At 68.2% G+C, this 24,066-nt stretch carries 24 protein-coding genes; 14 read left to right on the forward strand and 10 right to left on the reverse strand.

The annotated features are described in order from the left end of the window. Positions 1–157: 157 nt before the first annotated feature. Complete coding sequence (locus tag HGB39_RS12385) at positions 158–1,447, forward strand: HNH endonuclease (protein WP_064079812.1); 1,290 nt, start codon at positions 158–160, stop codon at positions 1,445–1,447. A 32-nt stretch (positions 1,448–1,479) separates the two neighbouring features. Here HGB39_RS12385 and HGB39_RS12390 read toward each other — a convergent pair whose 3' ends face one another. Then, entirely contained in the window at positions 1,480–2,655 is a 1,176-nt protein-coding gene (locus tag HGB39_RS12390) for a hypothetical protein (protein ID WP_043788856.1), read from the reverse strand. 95 nt (positions 2,656–2,750) lie between these two features. Between HGB39_RS12390 and HGB39_RS38590 the strand changes: the two genes are divergently transcribed. Further along, positions 2,751–3,386: a hypothetical protein gene (locus HGB39_RS38590; protein WP_005564890.1), complete on the forward strand. Its 636-nt coding sequence runs from the start codon at positions 2,751–2,753 to the stop codon at positions 3,384–3,386. Between the two features lie 6 nt (positions 3,387–3,392). On the opposite strand, the gene HGB39_RS12400 is transcribed toward HGB39_RS38590, so the two are convergent. Continuing rightward, complete coding sequence (locus HGB39_RS12400; RefSeq protein WP_005258080.1) at positions 3,393–4,628, reverse strand: type II toxin-antitoxin system HipA family toxin; 1,236 nt, start codon at positions 4,626–4,628, stop codon at positions 3,393–3,395. Further along, complete coding sequence (gene relB, locus HGB39_RS12405) at positions 4,628–4,876, reverse strand: type II toxin-antitoxin system RelB family anti-toxin (RefSeq protein WP_005258081.1); 249 nt, start codon at positions 4,874–4,876, stop codon at positions 4,628–4,630. The genes HGB39_RS12400 and relB overlap by 1 nt, the downstream gene beginning before the upstream one ends. A gap of 198 nt (positions 4,877–5,074) precedes the next feature. On the opposite strand from relB, the gene HGB39_RS12410 reads away from it, so the two are divergent. Further along, positions 5,075–5,845: a deoxyribonuclease IV gene (locus HGB39_RS12410; RefSeq protein ID WP_005564888.1), complete on the forward strand. Its 771-nt coding sequence runs from the start codon at positions 5,075–5,077 to the stop codon at positions 5,843–5,845. On the opposite strand, the gene HGB39_RS12415 is transcribed toward HGB39_RS12410, so the two are convergent. Continuing rightward, entirely contained in the window at positions 5,842–7,305 is a 1,464-nt protein-coding gene (locus HGB39_RS12415) for a SulP family inorganic anion transporter (RefSeq protein WP_043788853.1), read from the reverse strand. The genes HGB39_RS12410 and HGB39_RS12415 overlap by 4 nt on opposite strands. 97 nt (positions 7,306–7,402) lie before the next feature. Here HGB39_RS12415 and HGB39_RS12420 point away from each other — a divergent pair, with 97 nt between their 5' ends. Genes HGB39_RS12420 through HGB39_RS12430 form a run of 3 tightly spaced genes read left to right on the forward strand, consistent with a single transcriptional unit; the run spans position 7,403 to position 9,628 of the window. Further along, entirely contained in the window at positions 7,403–8,191 is a 789-nt protein-coding gene (locus HGB39_RS12420; protein ID WP_005564885.1) for an amino acid ABC transporter substrate-binding protein, read from the forward strand. Between the two features lie 10 nt (positions 8,192–8,201). After that, entirely contained in the window at positions 8,202–8,870 is a 669-nt protein-coding gene (locus HGB39_RS12425) for an amino acid ABC transporter permease (RefSeq protein WP_005258090.1), read from the forward strand. Further along, a complete protein-coding gene (locus HGB39_RS12430) occupies positions 8,867–9,628 on the forward strand; it encodes an amino acid ABC transporter ATP-binding protein (RefSeq protein WP_005564884.1) in 762 nt (253 codons plus the stop codon). The genes HGB39_RS12425 and HGB39_RS12430 overlap by 4 nt, the downstream gene beginning before the upstream one ends. A gap of 4 nt (positions 9,629–9,632) precedes the next feature. Here HGB39_RS12430 and HGB39_RS12435 read toward each other — a convergent pair whose 3' ends face one another. Continuing rightward, complete coding sequence (locus HGB39_RS12435) at positions 9,633–10,127, reverse strand: GNAT family N-acetyltransferase (RefSeq protein WP_005258099.1); 495 nt, start codon at positions 10,125–10,127, stop codon at positions 9,633–9,635. Between the two features lie 119 nt (positions 10,128–10,246). On the opposite strand from HGB39_RS12435, the gene HGB39_RS12440 reads away from it, so the two are divergent. Next, positions 10,247–11,491, forward strand: a complete 1,245-nt coding sequence (locus tag HGB39_RS12440; RefSeq protein ID WP_005564883.1) for a lipase family protein — start codon at positions 10,247–10,249, stop codon at positions 11,489–11,491. 3 nt (positions 11,492–11,494) lie between these two features. Here HGB39_RS12440 and HGB39_RS12445 read toward each other — a convergent pair whose 3' ends face one another. The 3 genes from HGB39_RS12445 to HGB39_RS12455 are packed head-to-tail and all read right to left on the reverse strand — an operon-like array spanning position 11,495 to position 14,680. Then, positions 11,495–12,346: a patatin-like phospholipase family protein gene (locus HGB39_RS12445; RefSeq protein WP_005564882.1), complete on the reverse strand. Its 852-nt coding sequence runs from the start codon at positions 12,344–12,346 to the stop codon at positions 11,495–11,497. A 17-nt stretch (positions 12,347–12,363) separates the two neighbouring features. Continuing rightward, positions 12,364–14,163 carry an AMP-dependent synthetase/ligase gene (locus tag HGB39_RS12450; RefSeq protein WP_005564881.1) on the reverse strand — a complete coding sequence of 600 codons (1,800 nt, stop codon included), beginning with the start codon at positions 14,161–14,163 and terminating at the stop codon, positions 12,364–12,366. Beyond that, complete coding sequence (locus HGB39_RS12455; RefSeq protein ID WP_007298026.1) at positions 14,156–14,680, reverse strand: MarR family winged helix-turn-helix transcriptional regulator; 525 nt, start codon at positions 14,678–14,680, stop codon at positions 14,156–14,158. The genes HGB39_RS12450 and HGB39_RS12455 overlap by 8 nt, the downstream gene beginning before the upstream one ends. Before the next feature lie 190 nt (positions 14,681–14,870). Here HGB39_RS12455 and HGB39_RS12460 point away from each other — a divergent pair, with 190 nt between their 5' ends. Together HGB39_RS12460 and HGB39_RS12465 are read left to right on the forward strand one after the other, a co-directional pair. Further along, complete coding sequence (locus HGB39_RS12460) at positions 14,871–15,374, forward strand: GNAT family N-acetyltransferase (RefSeq protein WP_005564879.1); 504 nt, start codon at positions 14,871–14,873, stop codon at positions 15,372–15,374. Positions 15,375–15,442: 68 nt separating this feature from the next. Then, entirely contained in the window at positions 15,443–15,871 is a 429-nt protein-coding gene (locus HGB39_RS12465) for an antibiotic biosynthesis monooxygenase (RefSeq protein WP_005564878.1), read from the forward strand. On the opposite strand, the gene HGB39_RS12470 is transcribed toward HGB39_RS12465, so the two are convergent. Next, on the reverse strand, positions 15,817–16,332 hold the full coding sequence (locus HGB39_RS12470; protein ID WP_005564877.1) for an SRPBCC family protein: 516 nt from the start codon (positions 16,330–16,332) through the stop codon (positions 15,817–15,819). The genes HGB39_RS12465 and HGB39_RS12470 overlap by 55 nt on opposite strands. Positions 16,333–16,460: 128 nt before the next feature. On the opposite strand from HGB39_RS12470, the gene HGB39_RS12475 reads away from it, so the two are divergent. From HGB39_RS12475 to HGB39_RS12495, 5 genes are read left to right on the forward strand one after another with little or no spacing between them, the layout of a single operon-like run. After that, a complete protein-coding gene (locus tag HGB39_RS12475; RefSeq protein WP_005564876.1) occupies positions 16,461–17,783 on the forward strand; it encodes an SWIM zinc finger family protein in 1,323 nt (440 codons plus the stop codon). Next, entirely contained in the window at positions 17,780–19,255 is a 1,476-nt protein-coding gene (locus HGB39_RS12480) for a DUF5691 domain-containing protein (protein ID WP_005564874.1), read from the forward strand. Before HGB39_RS12475 ends, HGB39_RS12480 begins: the two co-directional genes overlap by 4 nt. Then, complete coding sequence (locus tag HGB39_RS12485) at positions 19,252–20,355, forward strand: ATP-binding protein (protein ID WP_005564872.1); 1,104 nt, start codon at positions 19,252–19,254, stop codon at positions 20,353–20,355. The genes HGB39_RS12480 and HGB39_RS12485 overlap by 4 nt, the downstream gene beginning before the upstream one ends. Continuing rightward, positions 20,352–22,520 carry a DUF5682 family protein gene (locus HGB39_RS12490; RefSeq protein ID WP_182624648.1) on the forward strand — a complete coding sequence of 723 codons (2,169 nt, stop codon included), beginning with the start codon at positions 20,352–20,354 and terminating at the stop codon, positions 22,518–22,520. Before HGB39_RS12485 ends, HGB39_RS12490 begins: the two co-directional genes overlap by 4 nt. Next, on the forward strand, positions 22,517–23,677 hold the full coding sequence (locus HGB39_RS12495; protein ID WP_005564868.1) for a VWA domain-containing protein: 1,161 nt from the start codon (positions 22,517–22,519) through the stop codon (positions 23,675–23,677). Before HGB39_RS12490 ends, HGB39_RS12495 begins: the two co-directional genes overlap by 4 nt. Before the next feature lie 7 nt (positions 23,678–23,684). On the opposite strand, the gene HGB39_RS12500 is transcribed toward HGB39_RS12495, so the two are convergent. Beyond that, positions 23,685–23,888, reverse strand: coding sequence for a hypothetical protein (locus HGB39_RS12500; protein WP_005252231.1), 204 nt, complete (start codon positions 23,886–23,888; stop codon positions 23,685–23,687). Positions 23,889–24,066 lie beyond the last annotated feature (178 nt).

Here is a 24,066-nt window from a genome sequence, read left to right on the forward strand (position 1 = left end):
CTCAAAAATCCGACTGATCAACGCTCGCGGCTACGGGCACCACTCCGCCGAATCGCTGACCTCGATGATCTACCTGAACCTCGGAGGAATCGACCCCAAACTACCCACACAAAGGTGAGGAGCGCCACATACATTCGAACCTTGGGGGAGGTTGGTTGTGGGGGAATTGATGGCACCGGATCTGGACGAGTTGCGGGCGTTCGCGGCACGGCTGCGGGTGGTTTCCGCTGACGGGGATGCGGGCTTGGGGATCGACCTGCTCGACGCGATCGAGGCGTTGAAGTCGGTCGGGTGTGCGGCGCAGGCGGTGATCACCGACGGCGTCGCCACGAGTATCCGTGCGGACCGGAAGGCCGCGGGGTTGCCGCGGGTGGAGTGGGACCGGGGTGTCGCGTCGCAGATTGCGTTGGCGCGCAGAGAGTCCCCGAACCGCGGCGGGCGGCATCTGGGTTTCGCGCAGGCTCTGGTGCACGAGATGCCGCACACCCTGGCCATGTTGCAGACCGGGCGGTTGAACGAATGGCGGGCGACGTTGTTGGTGCGGGAAACAGCATGCCTGTCGGCTGCCGATCGGGGCATCGTGGACCGCCGGTTGTGCTCGGATCCAGCCATTCTCGACGGGGTTGGCGACCGCGGGCTGATCGCACGAGCGAAAGCGTTGGCGGTCGAACTCGACGCCGCGGCGGTCGTGGCCCGGCATCGCAAGGCGGTGTCGGAGCGGCGGGTCACGACACGCCCGGCGCCGGATTCGATGGCCTATCTGAGCGTGCTGATGCCCGTGGAGCAGGCCGTGTGTCTGCAGGCGACCCTGGGGCGGGATGCGGACAGTCTGATCGCGACCGGGGACAGTGGTGGTCGCACTCGCAATCAGCTGATGGTGGATCTGTTGTTCGAGCGCGGCACCGGAGCGTCAGTGGCGTCGGGTGTCCCGGTGGCGGTGAACCTGGTCCTCTCGGACGAGACGTTGCTGGCCGGCGGGCACGAGGCCGCGCAGCTGCACGGCTTCGGGCCGATGCCGGCCGGAATCGCCCGGCGGCTGGTGGCCGACGCCGTCGACAGTGACACCGAGACATCGCTACAGCGGGTGTACTCCTGCCCGCACTCGGGGGCGCTGACCGCGATGGAATCCCAGTCCCGCACGTTCCCGAAAAGCCTGCGAAAGATGATCGACCTCCGCGACCGCACGTGTCGTACGCCGTGGTGCGATGCACCGATCCGGCACCACGACCACATCCGCTCCCGCCGACAGCACGGGGCGACCACCGCGCGAAACGGGTCCGGACTGTGCGAGGCCTGCAACTACGCGAAGGAAGCACCAGGCTGGACAGCCCGCCCGATACAGCGGCCCGGCCGCACCCACCTCATCGACCTCGGCACCCCGACCGGACACCACTACCGGTCGGCGGCCCCACCGCTCCCGTCCGCGGCACACCTGCGCGCGTCATGAGGTGGCGGCGGCTACCTTCGCGGTCGCCGGGGTCACCTGTTCCCACCCGACCAGGAGGTGAGTTCGGCGATGTCTCCGTACAGCGCCGACTGGTAGGTGAGCATCAGCTCCTCCACCCCGCCGAACTGATCGCCCACGTGATGGGTGTTCTCCGCCGACAGCTCGCGGTCGCCGGAGCGTGCGATGAGTTCGTCGATGCGGCTGTCGAGACTCATCGCCCGGTTGACCGCCAGCACGGACCGCAGTTGCACCTCGGCTCGGGACAGTAGGTCGCCGATCCGTGCGAGTGCGGCGACGCGGTCGACCAGTTGATCCCACACCGGCTTCAGCGCGTTCTGCCGGGCCTCGATCTGTTCGCGCGCCGTGTCGGAATGGGTGGCGCGCAGCGCTTCGTCGAGCTCGGTCCGGATTCCGCGCAGCGCCACGGTGTCGACGGCGATCTGTGTCAGTTCTTCGGCGAGGTCGAGTTGGTACCGCTGGATCGCGAAGTGCTCCGAATGCCAGACTGCAGAACCGTCGATCCTGTCGAAGAGCATCCCCGCCAGGTAGAGGAGGGTGTCGTACGAGTCGGCGAATCTGTCGTTGTCGAGATCGACGCCCTTGCCGATGGCGTCGGCGACGCGTCGTCCGACCGCGGCCATCGGCGTGTTTTCGGCCGCCTGGCCGAGTCGTTCCGCCGCCGTGCCGCGGGCATAGTTGCCTGCACGTTCGAGCGCGGTACCCGCGATCGGCGCCGGTGTGCGTTGCAGAGCCCGGAACAGAGCCTCACGCTGTTCGAGATCGAGATGGACGCCCTCACGCCGATCCCGCCGCATCGCCCGGACACCGTTGCCGTAGTGCGCCGGGGACATCACGACCGCAGACCGAGACGACTGCAGCTTGCGGCCCAGTTCGGTGGCACGGTATTTGAACAGTAGTTGCGCCGGTCCGGGACGCAGGCTGTCGGCGCGGCGCGCCACCTGGTGGTACTCGTCCGTCAGCAGACGCAGTGCCCCGAAGCCGCCGATCGACGGGACGGTGCGGCCCGCGCGACGCCGGTGGGCGAGTACCTGCCGGGTGGGCGAATCGAGGTGTCCGGCGGCGATCAGCACCGCAGCGGCGTCCGACAACGGGGCGTGGGTGCCCGTGATCGCGGATCGTTCGCACCACTGGCGGACCTGCAGCGAGATGCGTGCACGCCGCTCCTCGTACTGGGTGCTTTCCGACATCGGACCTCCTGGCAGTTCGCTGGTCACCACTGTCCCAGAATTTCGTCCGACGTGCCGCGACCGCCGAGGCGGGGTGCGGTTCTAGGCTCTCCACCATGACCTACACGGTGCGTGCGGTGCTTCTGTTCGCGACGGCATTGGTGGTGGCCGGTTGCGGTCGCTCGGTCGACGGATCCCCCGAGACCGGCGCCGTCGCGGGGCCCGCGACCACCCCGGCGGTGACGACCGCACCGAAGACGACGACAAGTACGACGAGCACGACCAGAACCACGTCGACGAGCCCCATCACCACGACGACTACCACCACCACGAACACCCCGGCCGAGGCAAACCCGCAGACGTTTGCCGGTACCGCGGCGGGGAGCTACTACTTCACGACGCCGAGCACCAAGTTCCACTGCGCGATCCTCACCGGCGGCGACCTCCCGACCGCCGGCTGTCACGGCCCGATGCCGGCGTCGGCGCCGAAGGTTCCGGGTGCCGGCGCGTCCGGCACCCCGGTGACGCCCAACGCGATCGAGGTCACCGGTGGCCGCGCCGGTCAGTTCGCCAGCGCCGGCGATCCCCGGTACTACCCCCTCGACGGATCCGCCGCGCCCGCACTGTCGTACGGCACCGCGTTGCAGGTGAACGACCTGATGTGCCTCGTCGACGAGACGTCCGGGGTCACGTGCCGCAGCGATGTGGGCCACGGATTCACGCTCTCGGACAGCGCGTTTCGAGTGTGGTGAACCGGTTCAGCCCAGTTCGTCCGAGCGCCGTTCCATCAGCGTACGCAGTAGGGCGTTCTCCTTCGCGGTGAAGCCGATCGTCTCGATCTCCTCGATGCCCCGTCCGATGCCCTTGCGGACGCCGTCGAGCATTCTGGTGACCGCGCGCTCGGGAACACCGAGGCGCCCACCTGATTCGACGAAGTGCCTGCGGTTCAGTTTGTTCGCCTTGCCGTAGAAGTCGAGAGCCATCGGGTCGCGCCATCCGAGGTACGGCTGGGTGCACAGCAGGTCGTAGGCGGGTGTGACACTCCACAACCCCGATTCGGCGAGCTGCACCGAGAAGTTCTTTCCGTGCAGGTCGCCGTTGCCGATCGCGTACGAATAGGCCACCAGCCGAAGCAGTTCCAGGGTGGCCACCCGCGCCGAACCGCCGCCGCGCTCACAGACGCCGGCGAGCGCGGTGATCACGCTCTCGGTCTTCAGCCGGTACTTGGCGGCGGGGAACATCCCCATCACCTGGCACGCATCCTCCTGGGGTGTGCGGATGACGCGGCCGGACGGATCGACGCGCCGGTCGAAACGGGCGACGAGCAGACCGGCATTGCCCTTCCCGTCACGCACCAGCTGATGATCGGCGACGGGCAACCCGCACTGCGCGGCGAGTCCCATGAAGAAGTGCTCGTTCTCGACCAACTGCGGATACCCCTGCGGTGGTGAGAGTTTGAGGATGGCGGGACCCTTCTCTGTCGCGATCGGCGTCGAGTACATCTGCGCCGACACCTTCGCCTGAACACCGGGCAGCGAGGTGGGGTCCAGCTTCACCGCCTCGTGCCCCGACATGTGCTCGAACAGCGCCCGCAGGTCCTGGCGCTCGACCGCGTCGGGGTCGAACATCGGTGCGGTCTCGGGCGGCGGCACCCCCGCGGGCAGGACGCGCACGTCGCCGATCGTGTCGGCCCCGACCGCCATCAGGATTGTGAGGTGATCGTCCTCGGACGTCTTGGTGGCTGCCACCGCGCCCCGCAGCCGGATTCCTTCCGGGAGGAGCCCCGCGAAGAACGGCGGGACGCTGCCCCCACTCGCGCGCACCTCGGTCGACGACGTGGGGATCGTCCATGCGACCTGCGGGGCGCCGGGGTCCTGCAGGTAGGCGGTGTCGTAGCGGAAGACGACGTCACCGCCCTCCCGCACGAGACTGCCCGCGAGGCGTTCGCCCTTGTAGACGTCGGCGCGGTCGACACTGCTGAGGTTCTCGACCATCAGGACGCCACCTCCACACCCGAGCGGGTGACGAGCGCCAGACGGCACCCCATCGCGTCCGCGACGGCGACGACGAGGTCCAGTTGCACGGTCCCCCGACCAGATTCGATCGACTGCACACTCGACCTCGACACCCCGGCCAGGTCGGCCAGCTCCGCCTGCGTCAGCCCGAGCTGGTGCCGCCGCGCGACGAACCCGTCGGCGACTCCGCCGGTCTCGGTTCGCTCGCGGCGGCGTGGGGTTGCCATGAAGCCTCCCTGATCGGTGCAATGCTTGTCGACGGACGCTTAACGACAGTGTGCGCCGATTCTGCCCCGAAGTCCACCCCTATGACTGCGATAGCAAGCTTAAAGCGCGAGAAGAACATGAACCGGGTCATCTCCCACGTTAAGCCTGCGATCACAAGCACAAAGGACGTGGACACACCCACCCCCTACCCTGGATTCATGCGCATAGGAGCACACGTCCGCCAGGACGAAGATCCGATCGGATACGGCGAAACGCTCGGCGCCGACGTCATCCAGATGTTCCTCACGGACCCACAGAAATGGGAGAAGCCGCCGACGCATCCGCGGACCGACGAGATCCGGAACAGCCCCATCGACGTCGTCGTGCACTCGTCGTACGTGATCAACGTGGCCAGCCTCAACAACCGGCTCCGGATGCCGTCCCGCAACGCCGTCGCGCAGCAGGCCCAGGCCGCCGCCGACATCGGCGCATTCGGGCTGGTGGTCCACGGCGGCCACGTCCGCGACGGCGAGGACGTGAACGCGGGGATCGTCAACTGGCGCAAACTCTTCGAACGCCAGGCAGACAAGGGCGGATTCCCCGTCCCCATCCTGATCGAGAACACCGCAGGCGGCGACTTCGCGATGGCACGGCACTTCGACGCCATCGACCGGCTGTGGCAGGAGGTCGGCGATTTCGGCGCCGGATTCTGCCTCGACACCTGTCACGCGTGGGCGGGCGGTGAGGAACTGGTGGGTGTCGTCGAACGCATCAAGGCCATCACCGGACGCATCGACCTGGTGCACCTCAACAACTCCCGCGACGAGTTCAACTCGGCCCGCGACCGGCACGCCAATCTCGCCGACGGAACCATCGACGCCGAACTGCTCGCCGAGGTCGTGCGCACCGCCGACGCGCCCGTCGTCCTCGAGACACCGGCGGAGGGGCTGGCCGAGGACCTCGCGTACCTGCGGGAAACCGTAGGTTAGTCGCCCAGCCGGCCGGTCAGCCTGCGGTACCGCTCCTCGCTGACGGGATTCAGCCCCTCCACCGTGACGTCGGTGCCGCGACTCGCGTACTTGGTGGTGATGCCGTCGAGCGCGGCCACGGTGGACGCGTCCCAGATGGTGGCGCCCGACAGATCGATCACGACGCGGCCGGGGTCGTCGGCGTAGTCGAACGAGAACACGAGGTCGTTGGACGAGGCGAAGAAGAGCTGACCGCTCACCCGGTACGTCTTCACGTCGCCGTCGAGTTCGCCGCGCACGTCCACCATGTGGGCCACCCGGCGCGCGAACAGAACCATCGCCACCAGCACGCCGACACCGACACCGATCGCAAGATTGTCCGTGGCCAGGGTGCCCGCCACGGTGCTGAGCATCACCATCGTCTCGCTCAGCGGCATCCGCCGGAGCGTGCGGACGCTGTGCCAGTCGAAGGTCGTGGCGGCCACCAGAACCATCACGGCGACGAGCGCCGCCATCGGAATGGTCCCCACCACGTCGCCGAGCCCGACCACGAGAATCAGCAGAAACGCACCGGACAGGAACGTCGACAACCGGGTTCGCGCGCCGCCGGTCTTGACGTTGATGATGGTCTGCCCGATCAGTGCGCACCCGCCCATGCCGCCGAAGAGCCCGGTCACGATGTTCGCGACGCCCTGGCCCCACGACTCCCGCGTCTTGTCCGAATGTGTGTCGGTGACGGAGTCCACGAGTTTGGCGCTCATCAATGATTCGAGCAGTCCGACGACGGCCATCGCCAGCGCGAACGGGGCGACGATCTTCAGGGTGTCGACCGTGAGCGGAACGTCCGGCAGCCCGATCAGGGTCGGCAGTCCGTCGGGCAGTTCCCCCTGGTCCCCGACGGTGGGCACCGCGACACCGGTGAGGACGGTGAACGCGGTGAGACCGACGATCACCAGCAGCGGGGCGGGCACCGCGGTGGTCAGCTTCGGGATCCACACGAGCAGCGCCAGACCGGCGGCGAGGAGCGCGTACACCGCCCATGGCACGTTCGTCAGATACGGAAACTGGTGAACGAAGATGAGGACCCCCAGCGCGTTGCAGAACCCGACCATCACGCTGCGAGGCAGGAACCGCATGAGACGCGCGACCCCGAGGACGGCGAGGAGGATCTGCATCGCACCGCCGAGGAAGACGGCGGCAATGAGGTACTGCAATCCGTGTGATGCCATGAGCGGGGCCAGCACCAGCGACACCGAACCGGTGGCCGCGGAGATCATCGCGGGACGTCCGCCGGTGAACGCGATGGTCATCGCCATGATCGCGGCGGTGAACAAGCCGACCCGGGGATCGACCCCCACGATGATGGAGAACGACAGCGCCTCCGGGATGAGGGCCATCGCCACGACGAGCGCGGACAACGACTCGATACGAAAAACCGTCGGATGCAGCCACACCGGCCGTCGGAGAGCGAGAGAAGGCACGACGCGACAAACCTACTTCCTGAGGAGACCCGAAGATCCTATCCGGGTAGCGTTCGACCAGTACGGTTAGCTGATCCGCCGACAGAGGAGGAACCCCGTGCGACGCACACTTCCGGCCGTCCTGATCACCGTCCTGACCGCGCTGTCGCTGGCCGGGTGTGGGAACTCCGACTCGGGGCCGGTCATCGACCAGGTTCGCGAGGCCGGGGTCCTGAAGGTCGGCACCGAGGGCACGTACACACCGTTCAGCTACCAGGGCCCCGACGGTCAGCTCACCGGGTACGACGTGGATGTCATCCGCGCGGTCGGTGACAAACTCGGCGTCTCCGTCGAGTTCACGCAGACACCGTGGGACTCGATCTTCGCGGGCCTAGAAGCGAAACGCTACGACCTCGTCGCCAACCAGGTGACCGTCAACGACGAACGCACCCAGAAGTACGACCTGTCGACGCCGTACACCTACTCCGAGGGTGTGATCGTCACCCGCGCCGACGACAACTCGATCACCTCACTCGCCGACCTGAACGGCAAGACGACGGCGCAGTCCGCGACGAGCAACTGGGCGCAGGTCGCCAGGGATGCGGGCGCGAACGTCGAATCCGTCGAGGGCTTCGTGCAGGCCATCACGCTGCTCAAGGACGGCCGCGTCGATGCCACCGTCAACGATAATCTGGCCGTCGCCGAATACCAGAAGCAGACGAACGACACCGGTGTGAAGGTGGCCGCCGAGACCGGTGACACGAGCGAGCAGGCGTTCGCGGCCCGCAAGGACAGCGGTCTGATGCCCGACATCGACAAGGCCCTGGACGAACTGCGCGCCGACGGAACGCTCGCCCAGATCTCGCAGAAGTACTTCGGCACCGACGTCTCGGCACCGACCAACTGAGAGCCTGCCTGTGGACGACGCAACAGTCCAGCTGATTCTGGACAACCTGTGGCCGATGCTGAAGGCCACCGTCACCATGACGATTCCGTTGACGATCATCAGCTTCAGCATCGGACTCGTCATCGCTTTGCTGGTGGCGCTCGCCCGGATCTCGTCGATCAGACCGTTGTCGGTGATCGCCCGGTTCTACGTCTCCATCATCCGCGGCACGCCGCTTCTGGTGCAGTTGTTCATCGTGTTCTACGCGCTGCCCCAGTTCGGCGTGGTTCTCGACCCCTTCCCGGCGGCCGTGATCGCGTTCAGCCTCAACGTCGGCGGGTACGCCGCCGAGGTGATCCGGTCGGCGATCCTGTCGATCCCCAAGGGGCAGTGGGAAGCCGCGCAGACCATCGGGATGGGGTACACCACCACATTGCAGCGGATCGTCCTGCCACAGGCCGCACGGGTCGCGGTGCCGCCGCTGTCGAACACGCTGATCTCACTGGTGAAGGACACCTCGCTGGCGTCGACGATCCTGGTGACCGAACTGCTGCGCGTCGCCCAGCTCGCGGCCGCGCCCACCTTCGACTTCTTCGCCCTGTACAGCGTCGCTGCCCTGTACTACTGGGTGATCTGCATCTTCCTGTCGGCCATCCAGGGCCGGCTCGAAGCCCGACTCGACAGGTATGTAGCCACATGACCGACACCTCTCCCCTGCTTCAGGTATCCGGCGTCGAGAAGTCGTTCGGCGACCATCACGTCCTGCGCGACATCAGCTTCGACGTCGGGGCAGGAACGGTGACCGTCATCATCGGGCCGTCGGGCTCCGGCAAGACCACGGTGTTGCGCACCCTCAACGCCCTCGACCTTGCGGACCGCGGGACGATCTCCATCGGCGACGTGTCCGTGGACTTCGGCGCCGATGTGGACCGGTCGACGCTGGCCAGGTTCCGCGGGCAGAGCGGCATGGTGTTCCAGGCCCACAACCTGTTTCCGCACAAGACGGTGATCCAGAACGTGACCGAGGGCCCGATCGTGGTGCAGAAACGCCCCAAGGACGTGGCGCGCGCGGACGCGATGCGGTTGCTCACCCAGGTCGGCTTGGCGGAGAAGGCGGACCAGTACCCGTACCAGCTGTCGGGCGGTCAGCAGCAAAGGGTCGGTATCGCCCGGGCGCTCGCCCTGAAGCCGAAACTGATGTTGTTCGACGAGCCCACCTCCGCACTCGACCCCGAACTGGTCGGCGAGGTGTTGCGCGTGATCCGGGATCTCGCGACCGAGGGCTGGACGATGGTGATCGTCACCCACGAGATCCGGTTCGCGCAGCAGGTGGCCGACCAGGTGTTGTTCGTCGACAACGGGGTCGTACTCGAACGCGGCACACCGAAAGACGTACTCGCCAATCCGACCGGGCCGAGACTGCGTCAGTTCCTGCACCGCATCCTCGACCCGCTGTGAACGGTCAGCGCAGGGATTTCTCCATCAGCACCACGCTCGGCCACTCCACCTCGAAGTCCCTGCGACCCACCAGGAAGAAACCCTGCTCCTCGTAGTAGTCCCGGAGCCGGGCGTTGGTTTCGACGCATTCGAGCCGGACGACGGACGCCTCTTCGGAGCGGGCGTGCTCGTCGACCCAACGGAGCAACTGGGCGCCGAGTCCGGCGCTGGCGTGCCGGCGGTCGGTCATGACGCGGGCCACGTAGGCGGCCGGAATGTCGTCCTCGATCCACACGTCCGGGTCGGACCGGAGCACCCGCAGCGCCCCCACCACGATGCCCGCGAACAGTGCGACACGCCATTCCCCGGACTCGATCTGTTCACGAACGTCGGCGAGCGACACCTCACCCCGGGCGGGTGCGTCGAGTTCCCTGGCCAGGATCCAATCCTCGGCGTCCCAGTGCATCTGAACGATGTCTTCAGCCTGCTCGAGTACTGCCCGCTCCACGGTGACCGCCATGCACACACAGTAACCACCCAGCGGCAAAAACAAACCACCGCTGTACCCGTGTCGATCTGCGATGATGTGACTGGAGTTACAGTTACATTCTGGGACAGTTACCTCAGGCGGTGGTAGCGGTGAAGCTGTTTCGTGCAGTGGTCCTGATGACACTGTCCACCTGCGCAGCCGCGTATGTCTGCGCCCATCCCCCACGGGTGTCCGCCCAGCCCCTGGGGACCGAATCCATTCTCCCGTCCCCCATTCTGGACGACGACTTCTTCGCGTGGCCGCCGAACGTCGCGGAGTTCGGTGCCGGCGAGATCATTCGCTCACGGGAAGTGACGCTCCGGGCGTTCCCGAACACGCTGGTGCCGCACCGCGCCCACCAGATCATGGTGCGTTCCAACGATTCCAAGGACCGCCCCGTGCCGGTGACCGCGACGGTCCTGGTGCCGACCGCGGCGTGGACGGAGACGGGACCGAGACCGGTGGTCGACTACAACATGCCCATCGACTCCCTGGGCGCCCGGTGCACCCCGTCCTACAAGATGGTGCACGACTGGCAGACCCTGGACCTGGACATCCCACCGGTGCTGTCGCTGTTCCTCGCGAAGAACTACGCGGTGCTCGTGCCCGACCACCAGGGACCGCGGATGGCGTACAGCGCGGGACGAATGGCGGGTCATGCCGTGCTCGACAGCATTCGCGGCATGAAGCGGCTGCCCGGCCTCGGGCTCTCGGACAGTCCGGTCGTCGCGACGGGTTACAGCGGCGGTGCGATCGCCACCGGCTGGGCAGCGCAACTGCAACCGTCGTACGCGCCGGACGTCGAACTCGCCGGCGCCGCCGCGGGCGGGATACCCGCCGATTTCGGTTTGCTGCGCAGGACCATGAACGGCCAGCTCGGTTCGGGTCTGTACCTGTCCGCCGTCCTCGGGCTCGCCCGCGAGTATCCGGAAATGCTGACATTGGCGAATCCACTCGGTGTGCTGCTGGCGACGTCCCCGCTGAAGGACCAGTGCATCCTGGCGCTCGCGCCGGCCGGGATCGCATTGCTTCCCGCCGAACTGTTCGCCGTACCCGACCCGTTCGGCAATCCCACCGCCCGAAAATTGGTCGCCGAGAACAGGATGGGCGCGCTCACCCCGGCCACGCCGGTGCTGCTCTATCACGGGTCGTCGCGGGTGTTCCTCGGCGACGAGTGGATTCCGGAGGAAGGGGTGATCGCTCTGCAGCAGGAATGGTGCGGCGGTGGCGGCGACGTCGCCTACGCCCCGCAGTTCGGCGAGCACCTCACCGCGGCCGTGTTCGCGTTGCCCGAGGTGGTGCGCTGGATCGACGAGCGACTGGCCGGGGTGCCGGCACCTGCGGGGTGCCGTTGACGGTCATCCGTGCACGTGCGGCAGCAGCAGATCGGCCTGACCGACCTCGACGACCCGCGCCTCGTCGAGCCACTTCGCGGTCTGCTCCCGTGCCCGTGTGATCAGCTCGTCGGCGTCGCCGAAGTCGGCGGGACTCGTGTCCAGCGGGCACAGCGGGGGCACCACCCGGATGTCGGCGGCGCTCTCGTACCGCTCGATGTCGAGGGCGAGCCGCTGATTGATCGCGAGGGTCACACCGACCAGTCCCATACCCAGGGCACTTCCGGGGACCTTCGACAGTGTGCACGCATATCCGGTGGGGAGCACCCACACGGTCGTGGCCCCCAGTTCGATCGCGTGGGAGATGGGCGTGTTGTTGACGACCCCACCGTCCATCAGCGCGCGGCCGTCGATCACCACGGGTGGGAGGATGCCGGGCAGCGCCGCGCTGGCGGTGACGGCGTCGACGGCCGGTCCCGTCGACAACCGGACGTCCTTGCCGGTCAGCACGTCGGCGGCGATGACGTGCAGCGGGGTGGGTGCGTCCTCCATCCGCTCGAACCGGAGATTCCGCTCGAGCAGCCTCCGGATGGAGCGGTTGGACACCAGGTGGTTACGGAGGCCGACGAAACCGGTGAATCCGGTGAGCAATCCGGTGGGGAACACCGCACTGCGGGTGAGACCGCGCCACAGGTCGGCGAGTTCACGCAGGTCTGCGTCGGAGGAGCCGCCGGCGAGCCAGGCGCCGTTGAGCGCGCCGACGGACGTGCCGACGATGAGGTCCGGCCGAATTCCTCTCCCGACGAGGGTCTGCAACATGCCGACCTCGATGGCCCCGAGGCTCGCCCCGCCCGACAGAACGAAAGCTGTTGTCATGCCGCCACCGTAGCGGGTCAGCCCCGCCGGTACAGGCTCGCGATGTCGTCGGCGAAGCGCTCGGTCACCACGCGACGCTTGATCTTCAGGGTGGCGGTCAATTCCCCGTCGGCCTCCGTGAGGTCGCGGCCGAGGACGACGAACCGCTTGATCGACTCCGTGTGCGACACGGTGGTGTTTGCGTCGTCCACCGCGTCCTGCAGATCCCCGCGCAGCTCCTCGTCGTCGCGGAGGTCCGCGACCGTGGCGTCGGACGGCTTGCCGTGCGCGGACTTCCACTTGTCGAATTCCTGCGGATCGACGGTCAGCAGGGCACCGACGAACGGGCGGCCGTCCCCCACCACCACGGCCTGCGAGACGAGGGTGTGCGAGCGCAGCCGGTCTTCGAGGGGTCCCGGCGACACATTCTTGCCGCCTGCGGTGATCAGCAGATCCTTCTTGCGGCCGGTGATGGTGAGGTAGCCCTCGTCGTCCAGGTCGCCGAGGTCGCCGGTGCGGAACCAGCCGTCGTCCAGTACTTCCCGGGTGGCGTGTTCGTTGCGCCAGTAGCCGCCGAACACGACGCCGCCGCGCAGTTCGATCTCACCGTCCTCGGCGATGCGCACACTGTTGCCGCTCAGGGGCTGACCGACCGTCCCGATCTTCTGGACACCGGGGACGTTCACGCAGTGCGCGGCAGTCGATTCGGTGAGACCGTAGCCCTCGTAGACCGGAACTCCCATGCCGCGGAAGAAATGACCGAGCCTCGGCATGAGCGCCCCGCCACCCGAGATCGCCCACCAGCAGTCGCCGCCCAGGGCGGCACGGAGTTTCGCGTAGACGAGCTTGTCGGCGAGCGCACGCTCGAGCCGGAGCCGCAGCGACGGACCACCCGCGTCCTGGGCCTCGCTGTACGCCACCGCCGTGGCCTCGGCGAAGTCGAAGATCCGTTTCTGCAGGCCGCCCGCCGACGACGCCTTGCGCGCCGCACCGTCCCGCACCTTCTCGAACACGCGGGGAACACCGAGAATGGCGTTGGGCCGGAACCGTTCGAATTCGCCCGTGACCGTGCCGAAGTCGGACCAGTGCGCCTGAATCGCGCCGGCCTCGAACATCGCCAGCGACACCGCGCGCGCCAGCACGTGTGCCAGTGGAAGAAACGTCAGGACCCGGTTGCCCGGCCGGGCGACGTCACCGATCGGTGCCGCGAGCAACGCCCGCACCTCCGACAGGAAGTTCCGGTGGGTGAGGATGCAGCCCTTGGGACGGCCCGTAGTCCCGGACGTGTACACGAGCGAGGCGAGATCGTTGGCGGTCAGCGCCACCACGCGTTTGAACACCTCGGAATCGTCGATCGACAATCCGTCCCTGATGAGCGTGCCCACCGCGTCCTCGTCGATGGTGAGGATCCGCTTCAGCGTGTAGGGGATGCCGTCGCCCGCGAAACTCGACGCGTGGGCCGGCGTCTCCACGAGCGCGGCGACGGCCCCCGAATCCTCGATGATCCACCGGATCTGGTCGTGCGAGGACGAGTCGTAGATCGGAACGGACGCGGCGCCCGCCGCCCAGATCGCGTAGTCGAGCAGCGACCATTCGAATCTCGTCGACGACAGCAGTGCCACGCGGTCGCCGGGCTGGACACCGTTGGCGATCAAACCCTTCGCGACCCCGACGACGAGCGCGCCGAAGTCCTTGGCCGTCACGTCGACCCATCCGCCGGACTCCGGGCGGGTGTACATCACCCGATCCGGATGGCTCTCGGCGTGCGCGAACACCCTCAGCACGGCGTTCTCGTGGTCGGAGACGGTGAACGTCGGGGCGCTGGTGTACTCACGCACGGGTGTCGTCTCCGATGCTGTCACGGTCTGTGTCGCCGCCCTGGCGGAATTTCCGGAGGTGCCGGGCGAACGCGGCGATTTCGCCGTCCGACCACGAGGCGACCCGGTCGCGTACTTCCTCCACGCGGCGTGCGTCGGCGCCGGCCAGCACCGCGACCCCGCCGTCGGTGAGGCTCAGCGGGTGACCGCTGCGGAGCGGTCCCGGCTCGGCGTGCACCCATCCCTCGTCGATGCAGCCCCGGAGTTGACGCGACACGGTGGAGCGGTGCACGCCGAATGCGTCCGAGATCTGGGTGGCCCGGCATCCCGGATTGCGGGCGACGAAGGAGAGCAGCGAATGTTGAGCGAACGTCGGGGATCCGACGGGAGGGCGGTCACCGGCAACCAGTTGACGGACGAGGCGGACGAGTTCGTCATGGACGGCCACCACGCCCGATGCGGGCGTTTCCTCCGGCTCGACCTCGTTGTGTTGCACACCGCAACTGTATCCGACCACTCTGGCCTCGACCACCCGCACCTCGATTCCCGTTGTCGTTTGCTCGACTCACGTTCTGCCCATACTGCTATCGATGCTCCGGAAATTCATTCGGCCGGAGACGTCACACGGTCACAATTGGAGAACGCTTTCCGTCCACCGCTACCGGCCGGACAACGGGCGCCGTCAGAAATCCGTTGCGGGCGCGGGCCCGTCGATGCACGCTGTCCGCATGCTGATCCGACGCGAGAATCCGGGCGACATCGACGCGGTGGCGGCGGTGCACCGGCAGGCGTTCGACGGTGACGCTCCCCTCGAGGTCGGCCTCGTGACCCGGTTGCGCTCGAGCCACGCGTGGGTTCCGCAACTGTCCCTCGTCGCCGAAGTGGCGGGGTCCGTCGCCGGTCACGTGTGCCTGACCCGCGCGACAGTCGACTCCACGGACGTACTCGCGCTCGGCCCGATCGGCGTGCTCCCCGGCCTCCAGCGCCACGGCGTGGGTTCGGCACTGATGCACGCCGCGCTCGGCGGCGCCGACGCCAGGGACGAACCCCTGGTGGCACTGCTCGGTCACCTCGACTACTACCCGCGGTTCGGCTTCGTCTCCGGAACGTCGGTCGGGATCGAGCCGGACCAGCCCTCGTGGTCGTCCCACTTCCAGGTTCGCCTGCTCGCTCGCTGGGATCCGAGCATGTCCGGCACGTTCAGGTACGCCGCGCCCTTCTACGACCTGTGAGCTCGTATCCGCTGGTAGTTTGAGGTGGCACGTGTCATGGGGGTGAGCGGGAACCGAGGTAGGAAACGATGGAGCACGCGGCCGAGGGCGCCGGAACAGCCGGGCCTGTGGATGCGTCCGTCACGACGACCATCGTCCGCCGGGTCCTTCCCGGCTGCGACGAGGAATTCGCCGATTGGATCCAGACCGGACTCGGGCTCGCCCGGCTGTTTCCCGGATTCCTCGGCGGAGGATGGCTCAAGGAGAGCAGCACCTCGGATGTCTGCGTGATCGTGCTGAAGTTCGAAACCCAAGCCGCGCTGGACAACTGGTTGACGTCTTCACTGCGGAACGGGTGGCTGAGGACCGGCGGGAACATCGCGGTCGAGGAACCGGACGAGCCGGCGTCGGACGTGGAGAGCCTGTTCGAACGCCCTCGCCGCCGGACTGCCGACGGCCGCGATCAGGCGGACTCGCCCGGGATCTGCGCACCGGACGGCATCCCCTCTCCCAAATAGGTCTGGTAGAACGGCCGCCAGTCCGCGGACGCATCTCCACGGTGACCGGGCGCGTCGGACCCGTCGAGGTGCCGGTCGAGGTCGGCGAGGCAGACACTCCACCCGGCGGCATTCCTGGCCGCAGTGTTGCGGACCTCGAGAACGTTGACGAGCGTCAGGGCGCACCCGTCCGCGGTCGGCTCGACCTCGAAGTGGATCTCGTCCCCGCCCCACGTGAACGCGAGCGTGCACGGGGCGCCGTAGACGAGGACCGTCCCCGTCTCCGGGTCGCTGTGCGGTTCCGGAAAGAACTCGATGTCGCCACCGGCGTAGGTGTCGAGGCGGACCCGTGACGGAAACCACTGTGCAAGCTCGTCCGGCTCGGACACCGCCTCCCACAGCCTCTGGACGGGAAACGGGTACGTGCACCGGAACCGCACGGCGGGACGACCCTTGAACTCGAAATACCTTCCGTGGATCACCGGCCCACTCCCTCGCTGTCGTACCTGACGACAGCTTGACACGGGAGACCGACGTCCACACCGAAGTTGGGCCACAATTCCGGCCACCCTCCTCCCTTCCTGTCGGACAACTCCCCTACGGTGACGGAGTGACGTCGCCTTGGTCGGAGGGACAGGTCGCATCGGTCGCGCCCGATGCCGGCTCGCTCGCTGCCGCAGGAAAGCTGTCGGCCGCGTGGTCGGAGACGGGCAGCAACGGCGGCGCGCTCTGGGGACTGTGCCAGGGCAGCGGCAAGAGCCCCTATCGATCGGTCGTCGACCTGTCCGGGCCGGCGTACAACTGCTCGTGCCCGAGCCGGAAATTTCCCTGCAAACACACGCTCGGCCTGCTGCTGATCTGGTCGCGGGGCCGGGTCCCGGAGCAGTCCGAACCGCCCCCGTTCGCGGCGGAATGGCTGAGCCGCAGGGCCGGGCGGGCAGCCGCTCCGGCGGCTCCGGCCACCAAGACGGCCGGTGTGAAGGCCACCGAACGCCGGGCCGAGCGGGTGACGGCGGGCCTCGACGAACTCGACCTGTGGCTCACCGACCAGATCCGCGGCGGGCTCGGCGCAGCCGATATCTCGGCATCCGCGTTCGACGCCATCGCGGCCCGGATGGTCGACGCCCAGGCGCCCGGCGTCGCGTCCGCCCTGCGTCGCCTGCCGATCGTCGTGGCCACTCGAGCAGACTGGCCGGACCGGTTGCTCCGCGAGTACGCCAGGCTGCACCTTCTCGTCGTCGCCCATCGCCGCCTGAGCGAACTACCGGAACCCCTGCAGGCGTCGGTGCGCGCGCACGTGGGATACCCGGTGGCCACCGGCAGCGTGCGCAGCGAGCCGGGAGTCCGCGACCGGTGGATGGTCCTGGGAATGCAGACCACCGAGGAGAAGCGCCTCTTCACCCGCAAGGTGTGGTTGATCGGCCGCGACCACGGTCGCCGCGCGATCCTCCTGGACTTCGCGCACGGCTCCGCGAACTTCTCCACAGTGGTCCCGCCGCTCGGATCGCTCGTCGACGCCACCCTGCACTTCTACCCCGGCGCCGCACCGCTGCGCGCCCAGTTCGGCGACGTCCACGAGACCCCCGAACCGTTCACCACGGTCGCACCGAGCGACATCGACACCGCTCTCGACCACTTCGCCGCCGCGGTCGGAGCCGACCCGTGGGTCCGCTCGTGGCCGGCTCTGCTCACCGGCGTCACCCCGGCATTCGACGACGGACACTGGTTCGTCGTCGACGCGCAGGGGCGCGCGTTGCCGCTGTCCGGCGAAGACCCGGTCCTGTGGCGGCTCCTCGGAATGTCCGGCGGCCGTCCCGTCACCGTGTTCGGTGAGTGGAACAGCGAATCGCTGGTTCCCGTGTCCGTGTTCGATCGCGGCGACGTGTACCCACTCGGGGCCGGTACACCCTCGGCCGTGGGGAGTAGGCGATGAGCGAACTCCTGTCCGCAGCCCTGCTCGGCACGGCACGGACCGTCCCGTCGTTCGAGGATCTGGCCACCGGTGAACTGGCACACTCGGTCAGCGGCGATCCGGCGGAGACTCTGCTGGGCGCCGCCGCCCTCGAGAACGCGTACCGCGACGGCGGGGTCGCCGCCTCCGCGCGCGTGCTGCCCGCACCCGCCGAGGACGATCCGAGACTGCAGTTGCCACCCGGGTCCGCGTCGCATCTCATGCAGTTGCTCGCGGCCAAGTCGTGGACGCTCACCGAGTGGTTCGCGGTCGTGGCCGAGCGGGATTACCGCGCGCCGGATCATCTCGTCGCCGACCTGATGACCTCGGCCCGCACCAACGACACCCACCGCGAGAGCATTCTCCGACTGGTGGGTTCCCGCGGCCAGTGGCTCGCCGCGCAGAACCCGGACTGGTCGATGCTGGTCCGCCGGTCCGATCGCACCGACGTGTGGACACACGGCGCACACCAGGAACGACTGCAATGGCTCACGACCATGCGGGCGGTGAACCCGGCGATCGCGATGGCCGAATTGAGCCGCACCTGGGATTCCGAACGGGGCGAGCACCGGGCGGCGTTCATCGCCGTTCTGGGAACGGGGCTGAGTGACGCCGACTCCGCCTTGCTCGAGCACGCACTCGACGACCGGCGGAAAGAGGTGCGCCAGCAGGCGGTCCAGTTGCTGCGGCAGCTGCCGAACTCCGCATACGCCGGGCGAATGGCCGCTCGCGCCCGGGCATGGGTGCGGGTGGAGAAGAAGCCGCTGCGTACCCGTCTCGTGGTGAACATGCCCGGTTCCCTGGACGATTCGGCCCGTCGCGACGGCATCGAGGACGTCCACTTCAAGAACAAGGGAATCCGCACCTGGTGGTTGCGGATGGTGGTCACCGCAGCCCCCTTGTCGGTGTGGGAAGGCATGATCGGCTCCGCCTCCACCGCGTTGGAGATCCGGATCGAAGACCAGTGGCGGGAGGTGATGATGGAGGCGTGGACCACCGCCACTGTGCTGCAACGCAATCCGCGCTGGGCGTCGGCTCTGCTGCACCGCGAAGGGCGGAAGACCGAACGTCGCGTCGTACCGATCGTCCCCGCCCGCGAACGCCTCGCATACATCCTGTCGGGTCGCGCCGACTCCTACCTGCTGGGCGTCGACGGCGCCGCACTGTTCGACGGTCTGCCCCATCCCTGGCCGCTCGACCTGGCCGAGCGGGTGATCGCTCGCCTCGAGGACGTCGCCGGGCGGCACGCCGAGACCGGCAAGGACCTCGGGCAGTTCTCCCGGCACAGCCACTACTCGACCCTCCGCAGCGCCGAGACGCACTTCCCGTTCGCTGCGGCGCCGATTCTCCGAGCAGCCGCCGAACGCACCCGCGATCCCGGCTGGCACCAGGCATTCGCCACTGTCGCCACCAACATCGACCACCGCAGAACAGTCCTGAAGGAGCTCGAGTGACCGAGATCGCGGCCGCCCAGGCCGACCTGCTACGACCCCACGCCGAGCAGGCCTACGCCGACGAACTCGCCGCCCTCGCCGCGCACGACACCCGGCCCCGGCCACCGTCGTGGAAATTGTCTCCGTGGGCGGTCGTGACGTACCTGCTCGGCGGCGAACTCGACGACGGCACCGTCATCACCCCCAAGTACGTCGGTCCCCGCCGGCTCATCGAAGTGGCCGTCGCGACGCTCGCGACCGATCGCGCGTTGCTCCTGCTCGGTGTCCCCGGAACCGCCAAGACGTGGGTGTCCGAACACCTGTCGGCGGCGGTCTCCGGCGAGTCGACCCTGCTCGTCCAGGGAACGTCGGGGACACCGGAGGAGGCCATCCGGTACGGCTGGAACTACGCGAGGCTTCTCGCAGAGGGCCCGACAGAGGGCGCACTCGTTCCGTCCCCCGTCATGACGGCCATGCAGGGCGGGCGGATCGCACGGGTCGAAGAGCTCACCCGCATTCCCGCCGATGTGCAGGATGCACTCATCACCGTGCTGTCGGAGAAGACGCTGCCCATCCCCGAACTGGGCACCGAGGTGCAGGCCGCCAAGGGTTTCAACCTGATCGCCACCGCGAACGACCGCGACCGCGGGGTCAACGAACTGTCCTCCGCGTTGCGCAGGCGGTTCAACACGGTGGTCCTGCCCCTGCCCGCCAACGAGGAGGACGAGGTCGCCATCGTCGCGCGGCGCGTCGAGCAACTCGGGTCCTCGCTGGAACTGCCGGAAATCCCGGCGACCGTCGACGAGATCCGGCGTGTGGTCACCGTGTTCCGCGAACTCCGGTCGGGCGTCACCGGCGACGGCCGCACCACACTGAAGTCGCCGTCCGGAACGCTGTCGACGGCGGAGGCGATCTCGGTCGTCACCAACGGACTCGCCCTCGCGGCGCACTTCGGCGACGGGGTGCTCCGTCCGTCCGACGTCGCCGCTGGCATCCTCGGGTCGGTGCTGAAGGACCCTGTGGCCGACAAGGTGGTGTGGACCGAATACCTCGAGGCCGTGGTCCGCGAACGGGAGGACTGGGCCGACTTCTACCGGGCGTGCCGCGAGGTCACCGGGTGAACTCCGACGTCCGTGTCTTCGGCATCCGCCACCACGGGCCCGGTTCGGCACGATCGGTGCGTCGCGCGCTCGACGAATTCGTCCCCGACGCCGTCCTCATCGAAGGGCCCGCGGACGCCGATCCGCTGGTCGCGTTGACTGCCTCCGACACCATGGAACCTCCGGTGGCCCTGCTCGCGTATGCCACCGGGGAGCCCAGGACGGCGGCGTTCTGGCCGTTCGCCGTGTTCTCCCCGGAGTGGCAGGCGCTGTCGTGGGCGGCCGGGCGCGGTGTCGACGTCCGCTTCTGCGACCTTCCGGCCGCCAACACCCTCGCCGCCGACGACTCCGACCCCCGCTCCGAGGATCCGCTGACCCAGTTGGCCGCCGCGGCGGGCTACGACGACACCGAACGCTGGTGGGACGCCGTCATCGAATCAGGTTCGGGCCCCGACTCGTTCGACGCGATCACCGAGGCCATGACCGCGCTGCGGGACACCGTCGAACTCGACGAACCCACCAGCAGGCGCGAGGCGTACATGCGCCAGACGCTGCGGAAGGTGATCAAGGGCGGCGCCCAGCGGATCGCGGTGGTGTGCGGCGCCTGGCACGCCCCGGTACTCGCCGGACCTCTCGGACCGGCCACCGCGGACGCGCGAATCCTCAAGGGAATCCCCAAGATCAAGACCTCGCTGACGTGGGTGCCGTGGACGCACTCACGACTGTCCGCGGCGTCGGGGTACGGCGCCGGGATCACGTCCCCCGGCTGGTATCACCACCTGTTCACCGCACCGGACCGCACGATCACCCGATGGCTCACCAAGGTCGCGCGGGTGCTGCGGGACGAGGACCTTCCGGTATCGAGTGCGCATGTCATCGAATCCGTCCGTCTCGCAGACACGTTGGCAGCGATGCGCGCGCGGCCGCTGGCCGGTCTCTCCGAGGTCACCGAGGCCACCCGCGCCGTGATGTGCGACGGCGACGACGTCCTGCTCGACCTCATCACGCGGCGACTCGTCGTCGGCGAGGCTCTCGGCACCGTCCCGGACGACACCCCGACGGTGCCCCTCGACGCCGACCTGCGGGCGCGGGCGAAGACCCTGCGGCTCAAGCAGCAGGCCACCGAGAAGACCATCGACCTCGACCTGCGCCGAGACAACGACGTCGCGCGGTCCCGGCTCCTGCACCGCCTGCAGATCCTCGGTGTCGGCTGGGGCACCCCGGCCGACAGCGACGTCCGCGGTACCGGCACGTTCCGCGAGACGTGGTCCCTCACCTGGAAACCCGAACTGGCGGTGTCGATCATCGAGGCGTCGCTGTGGGGCACCACCGTCGAGGCCGCGGCGACAGCGAAGGTGCGCGAGGAGGCCTCGTCCGGTGACGTCTCCCTCGCCCGGCTCACCGGGCTGCTCGAGCAGGCCCTGCTGTCGGATCTCGGAGATGCGCTGGTCGAGTTGCTGCGCGCGCTGGAGACCGCGGCCACGCTCGACCACGACGTGATGCACCTGATGGATGCCCTGCCCGCGCTCACCCGCACGCTGCGATACGGCGACGTCCGCGGCACCGACGTCTCGTCCCTCACCCGCGTCACCGACAGCCTGCTCGTCCGCATCTGCGCGGGACTGCCCTCGGCGCTGTCGGGTCTGGACGACGACAGCGCACTCGACCTGCGCCGCGCCGTCGACGACGTCCATGCGGCGGTGATGCTGCGCGACGACGATCGTGCGTCGGCGCGGTGGCTCGGCACGCTCGCCGGCCTCGTCGACCGCAGCGACGTGAACGGCCTCGTGATCGGACGCATGGTCCGATTGCTCCGCGACGCAGGCACCGTCAGCGAAACCGAGTCCGCCACCCGACTGTCGCGGGCGCTGTCCGTCGGCGCCGATCCCTCCGCCAAGGCGGGGTGGGTGGACGGCTTCCTCGGCGGCGGAGGTCTGCTGCTGGTCCACGACCGGCAGCTGCTGCGACTGCTCGACGGCTGGGTGTCGGGACTGCGCGAGCAGGACTTCGTCGACGTGCTGCCATTGCTGCGGCGCACGTTCGGCGGCTTCGAAACCGGGGAACGCCGGGCGATCGGGCAGTCCGTGGAGGGCGGGTCCACGGAAGATGCCCGCGCCGAGATCGACGCTCGTCGGGGCACGATCGCGGTCCGGACCGTCGCGGACATTCTGGGGGTGACATCGTGACCGAAGACGCGGAGCGGCTCCGACGGTGGCGGCTGCTGCTCGGCAACGCCGCCGAGGAGTCCACCGGCGGTCTCGCGTCCAAGACGGACACCGCGATGGACGGCGCTCTGGCCGCCCTGTACGACACCACCAGTGAAGGGTCGAAGAGCCGCCGTCGCGGCGCGGGTCTCGGCGGATCGGCGCCGAAGGTCGCCCGCTGGCTCGGCGACATCCGCACCTACTTCCCGAGCAGCGTCGTGCAGGTGATGCAGAAGGACGCCATCGACCGACTCGGCCTCACCCAGCTGCTCCTCGAACCCGAGCTGCTCGACGCCGTCGAACCGGACGTCCACCTCGTCGGCACGCTACTGAGCCTGAACCGGGTGATGCCCGAGACCAGCAAGGCCACCGCCCGGATGGTCGTCGAGAAGGTGGTCCGGGAGGTGGAGGAACGGATCGCGCAGAAGACCAGGACCGCCGTCACCGGTGCCCTGAACCGGTCGGCCCGCATCACCAACCCCAAGTACCGCGACATCGACTGGAATCGCACCATCCGCGCCAACCTCGCGCACTACCTGCCCGAATACAAGACGGTGGTGCCGGAGCGACTGCTCGGATACGGCCGCCGATCGCAGGCCGTGCACCGCGACGTCGTCCTCGCCATCGACCAGTCCGGGTCGATGGCGTCGAGCGTCGTGTATGCGTCCGTGTTCGGCGCGGTGCTCGCCTCGATGCGGGCGCTGAAGACGTCGCTGGTCGTGTTCGACACGGCGGTCGTCGACCTCACCGACAAGCTGTCCGATCCGGTCGACGTGCTGTTCGGCACGCAACTCGGCGGCGGCACCGACATCAACCGGGCCATCGCCTACAGCCAGTCACTGATCGACAGGCCGACGGAATCGCTGTTCGTGCTGATCTCGGACCTGTACGAGGGCGGGATCCGCGCGGAGATGCTGCGGCGGATGGCGGCGATGAAGAACGCAGGCGTCCAGGTGGTTGTTCTGCTGGCACTGTCCGACGACGGCGCCCCGTCGTTCGATCACGACAATGCGGCGGCCCTGGGTCGGCTCGGCATTCCCGCGTTCGCCTGCACACCGGACAAGTTCCCGGAACTGCTGGCGCTCGCACTGGAACGCGGCGATATCGGCAGGTGGGCCGACAGTCTCCGGACGGAATGACCGGGGGTCAGCCGGCAGCCATCCGGCGGTCGCTGTGCAGTTCGGGGTGCGCGTCGGCGCGGATCCTGAGCAGGACCAGTCCGGAGACCGAGGCGACGATCAGCGATGCGACCGTCCAGGGAACGTGCAGTTCGGAGATCCCGACTCCCGCACCGACGAGTCCCACGAAAAGCAGGCTCCACATGATCGCTTTGACTGGACCGGACCCCATGGCAATGCTCCTTCACCGAGATTACGTACATCCCCCGTGAGTTCTGGTGTGCGCGCAGAACGTTAGCCGCGTCACACTGGGGTCCCTGTGCGACACGTCGAAAACGCTCTTTCCGATACCAATCCGAGACCTGGACCCGTGAGTACTTATTAACCGCGGGCGGTTAATAAGTACTCAC

This window comes from Rhodococcus opacus (assembly GCF_012396235.1).
Lineage (GTDB): Bacteria > Actinomycetota > Actinomycetes > Mycobacteriales > Mycobacteriaceae > Rhodococcus_F > Rhodococcus_F opacus.

Coding starts and splice junctions, on each gene's coding strand:
- HGB39_RS12390 (WP_043788856.1), bottom strand. CDS start 2,655: ATGTCGGAAAGCACCCAGTACGAGGAGCGGCGTGCACGCATCTCGCTG.
- HGB39_RS38590 (WP_005564890.1), top strand. CDS start 2,751: ATGACCTACACGGTGCGTGCGGTGCTTCTGTTCGCGACGGCATTGGTG.
- HGB39_RS12400 (WP_005258080.1), bottom strand. CDS start 4,628: ATGGTCGAGAACCTCAGCAGTGTCGACCGCGCCGACGTCTACAAGGGC.
- relB (WP_005258081.1), bottom strand. CDS start 4,876: ATGGCAACCCCACGCCGCCGCGAGCGAACCGAGACCGGCGGAGTCGCC.
- HGB39_RS12410 (WP_005564888.1), top strand. CDS start 5,075: ATGCGCATAGGAGCACACGTCCGCCAGGACGAAGATCCGATCGGATAC.
- HGB39_RS12430 (WP_005564884.1), top strand. CDS start 8,867: ATGACCGACACCTCTCCCCTGCTTCAGGTATCCGGCGTCGAGAAGTCG.
- HGB39_RS12435 (WP_005258099.1), bottom strand. CDS start 10,127: ATGGCGGTCACCGTGGAGCGGGCAGTACTCGAGCAGGCTGAAGACATC.
- HGB39_RS12445 (WP_005564882.1), bottom strand. CDS start 12,346: ATGACAACAGCTTTCGTTCTGTCGGGCGGGGCGAGCCTCGGGGCCATC.
- HGB39_RS12460 (WP_005564879.1), top strand. CDS start 14,871: ATGCTGATCCGACGCGAGAATCCGGGCGACATCGACGCGGTGGCGGCG.
- HGB39_RS12465 (WP_005564878.1), top strand. CDS start 15,443: ATGGAGCACGCGGCCGAGGGCGCCGGAACAGCCGGGCCTGTGGATGCG.
- HGB39_RS12480 (WP_005564874.1), top strand. CDS start 17,780: ATGAGCGAACTCCTGTCCGCAGCCCTGCTCGGCACGGCACGGACCGTC.
- HGB39_RS12500 (WP_005252231.1), bottom strand. CDS start 23,888: ATGGGGTCCGGTCCAGTCAAAGCGATCATGTGGAGCCTGCTTTTCGTG.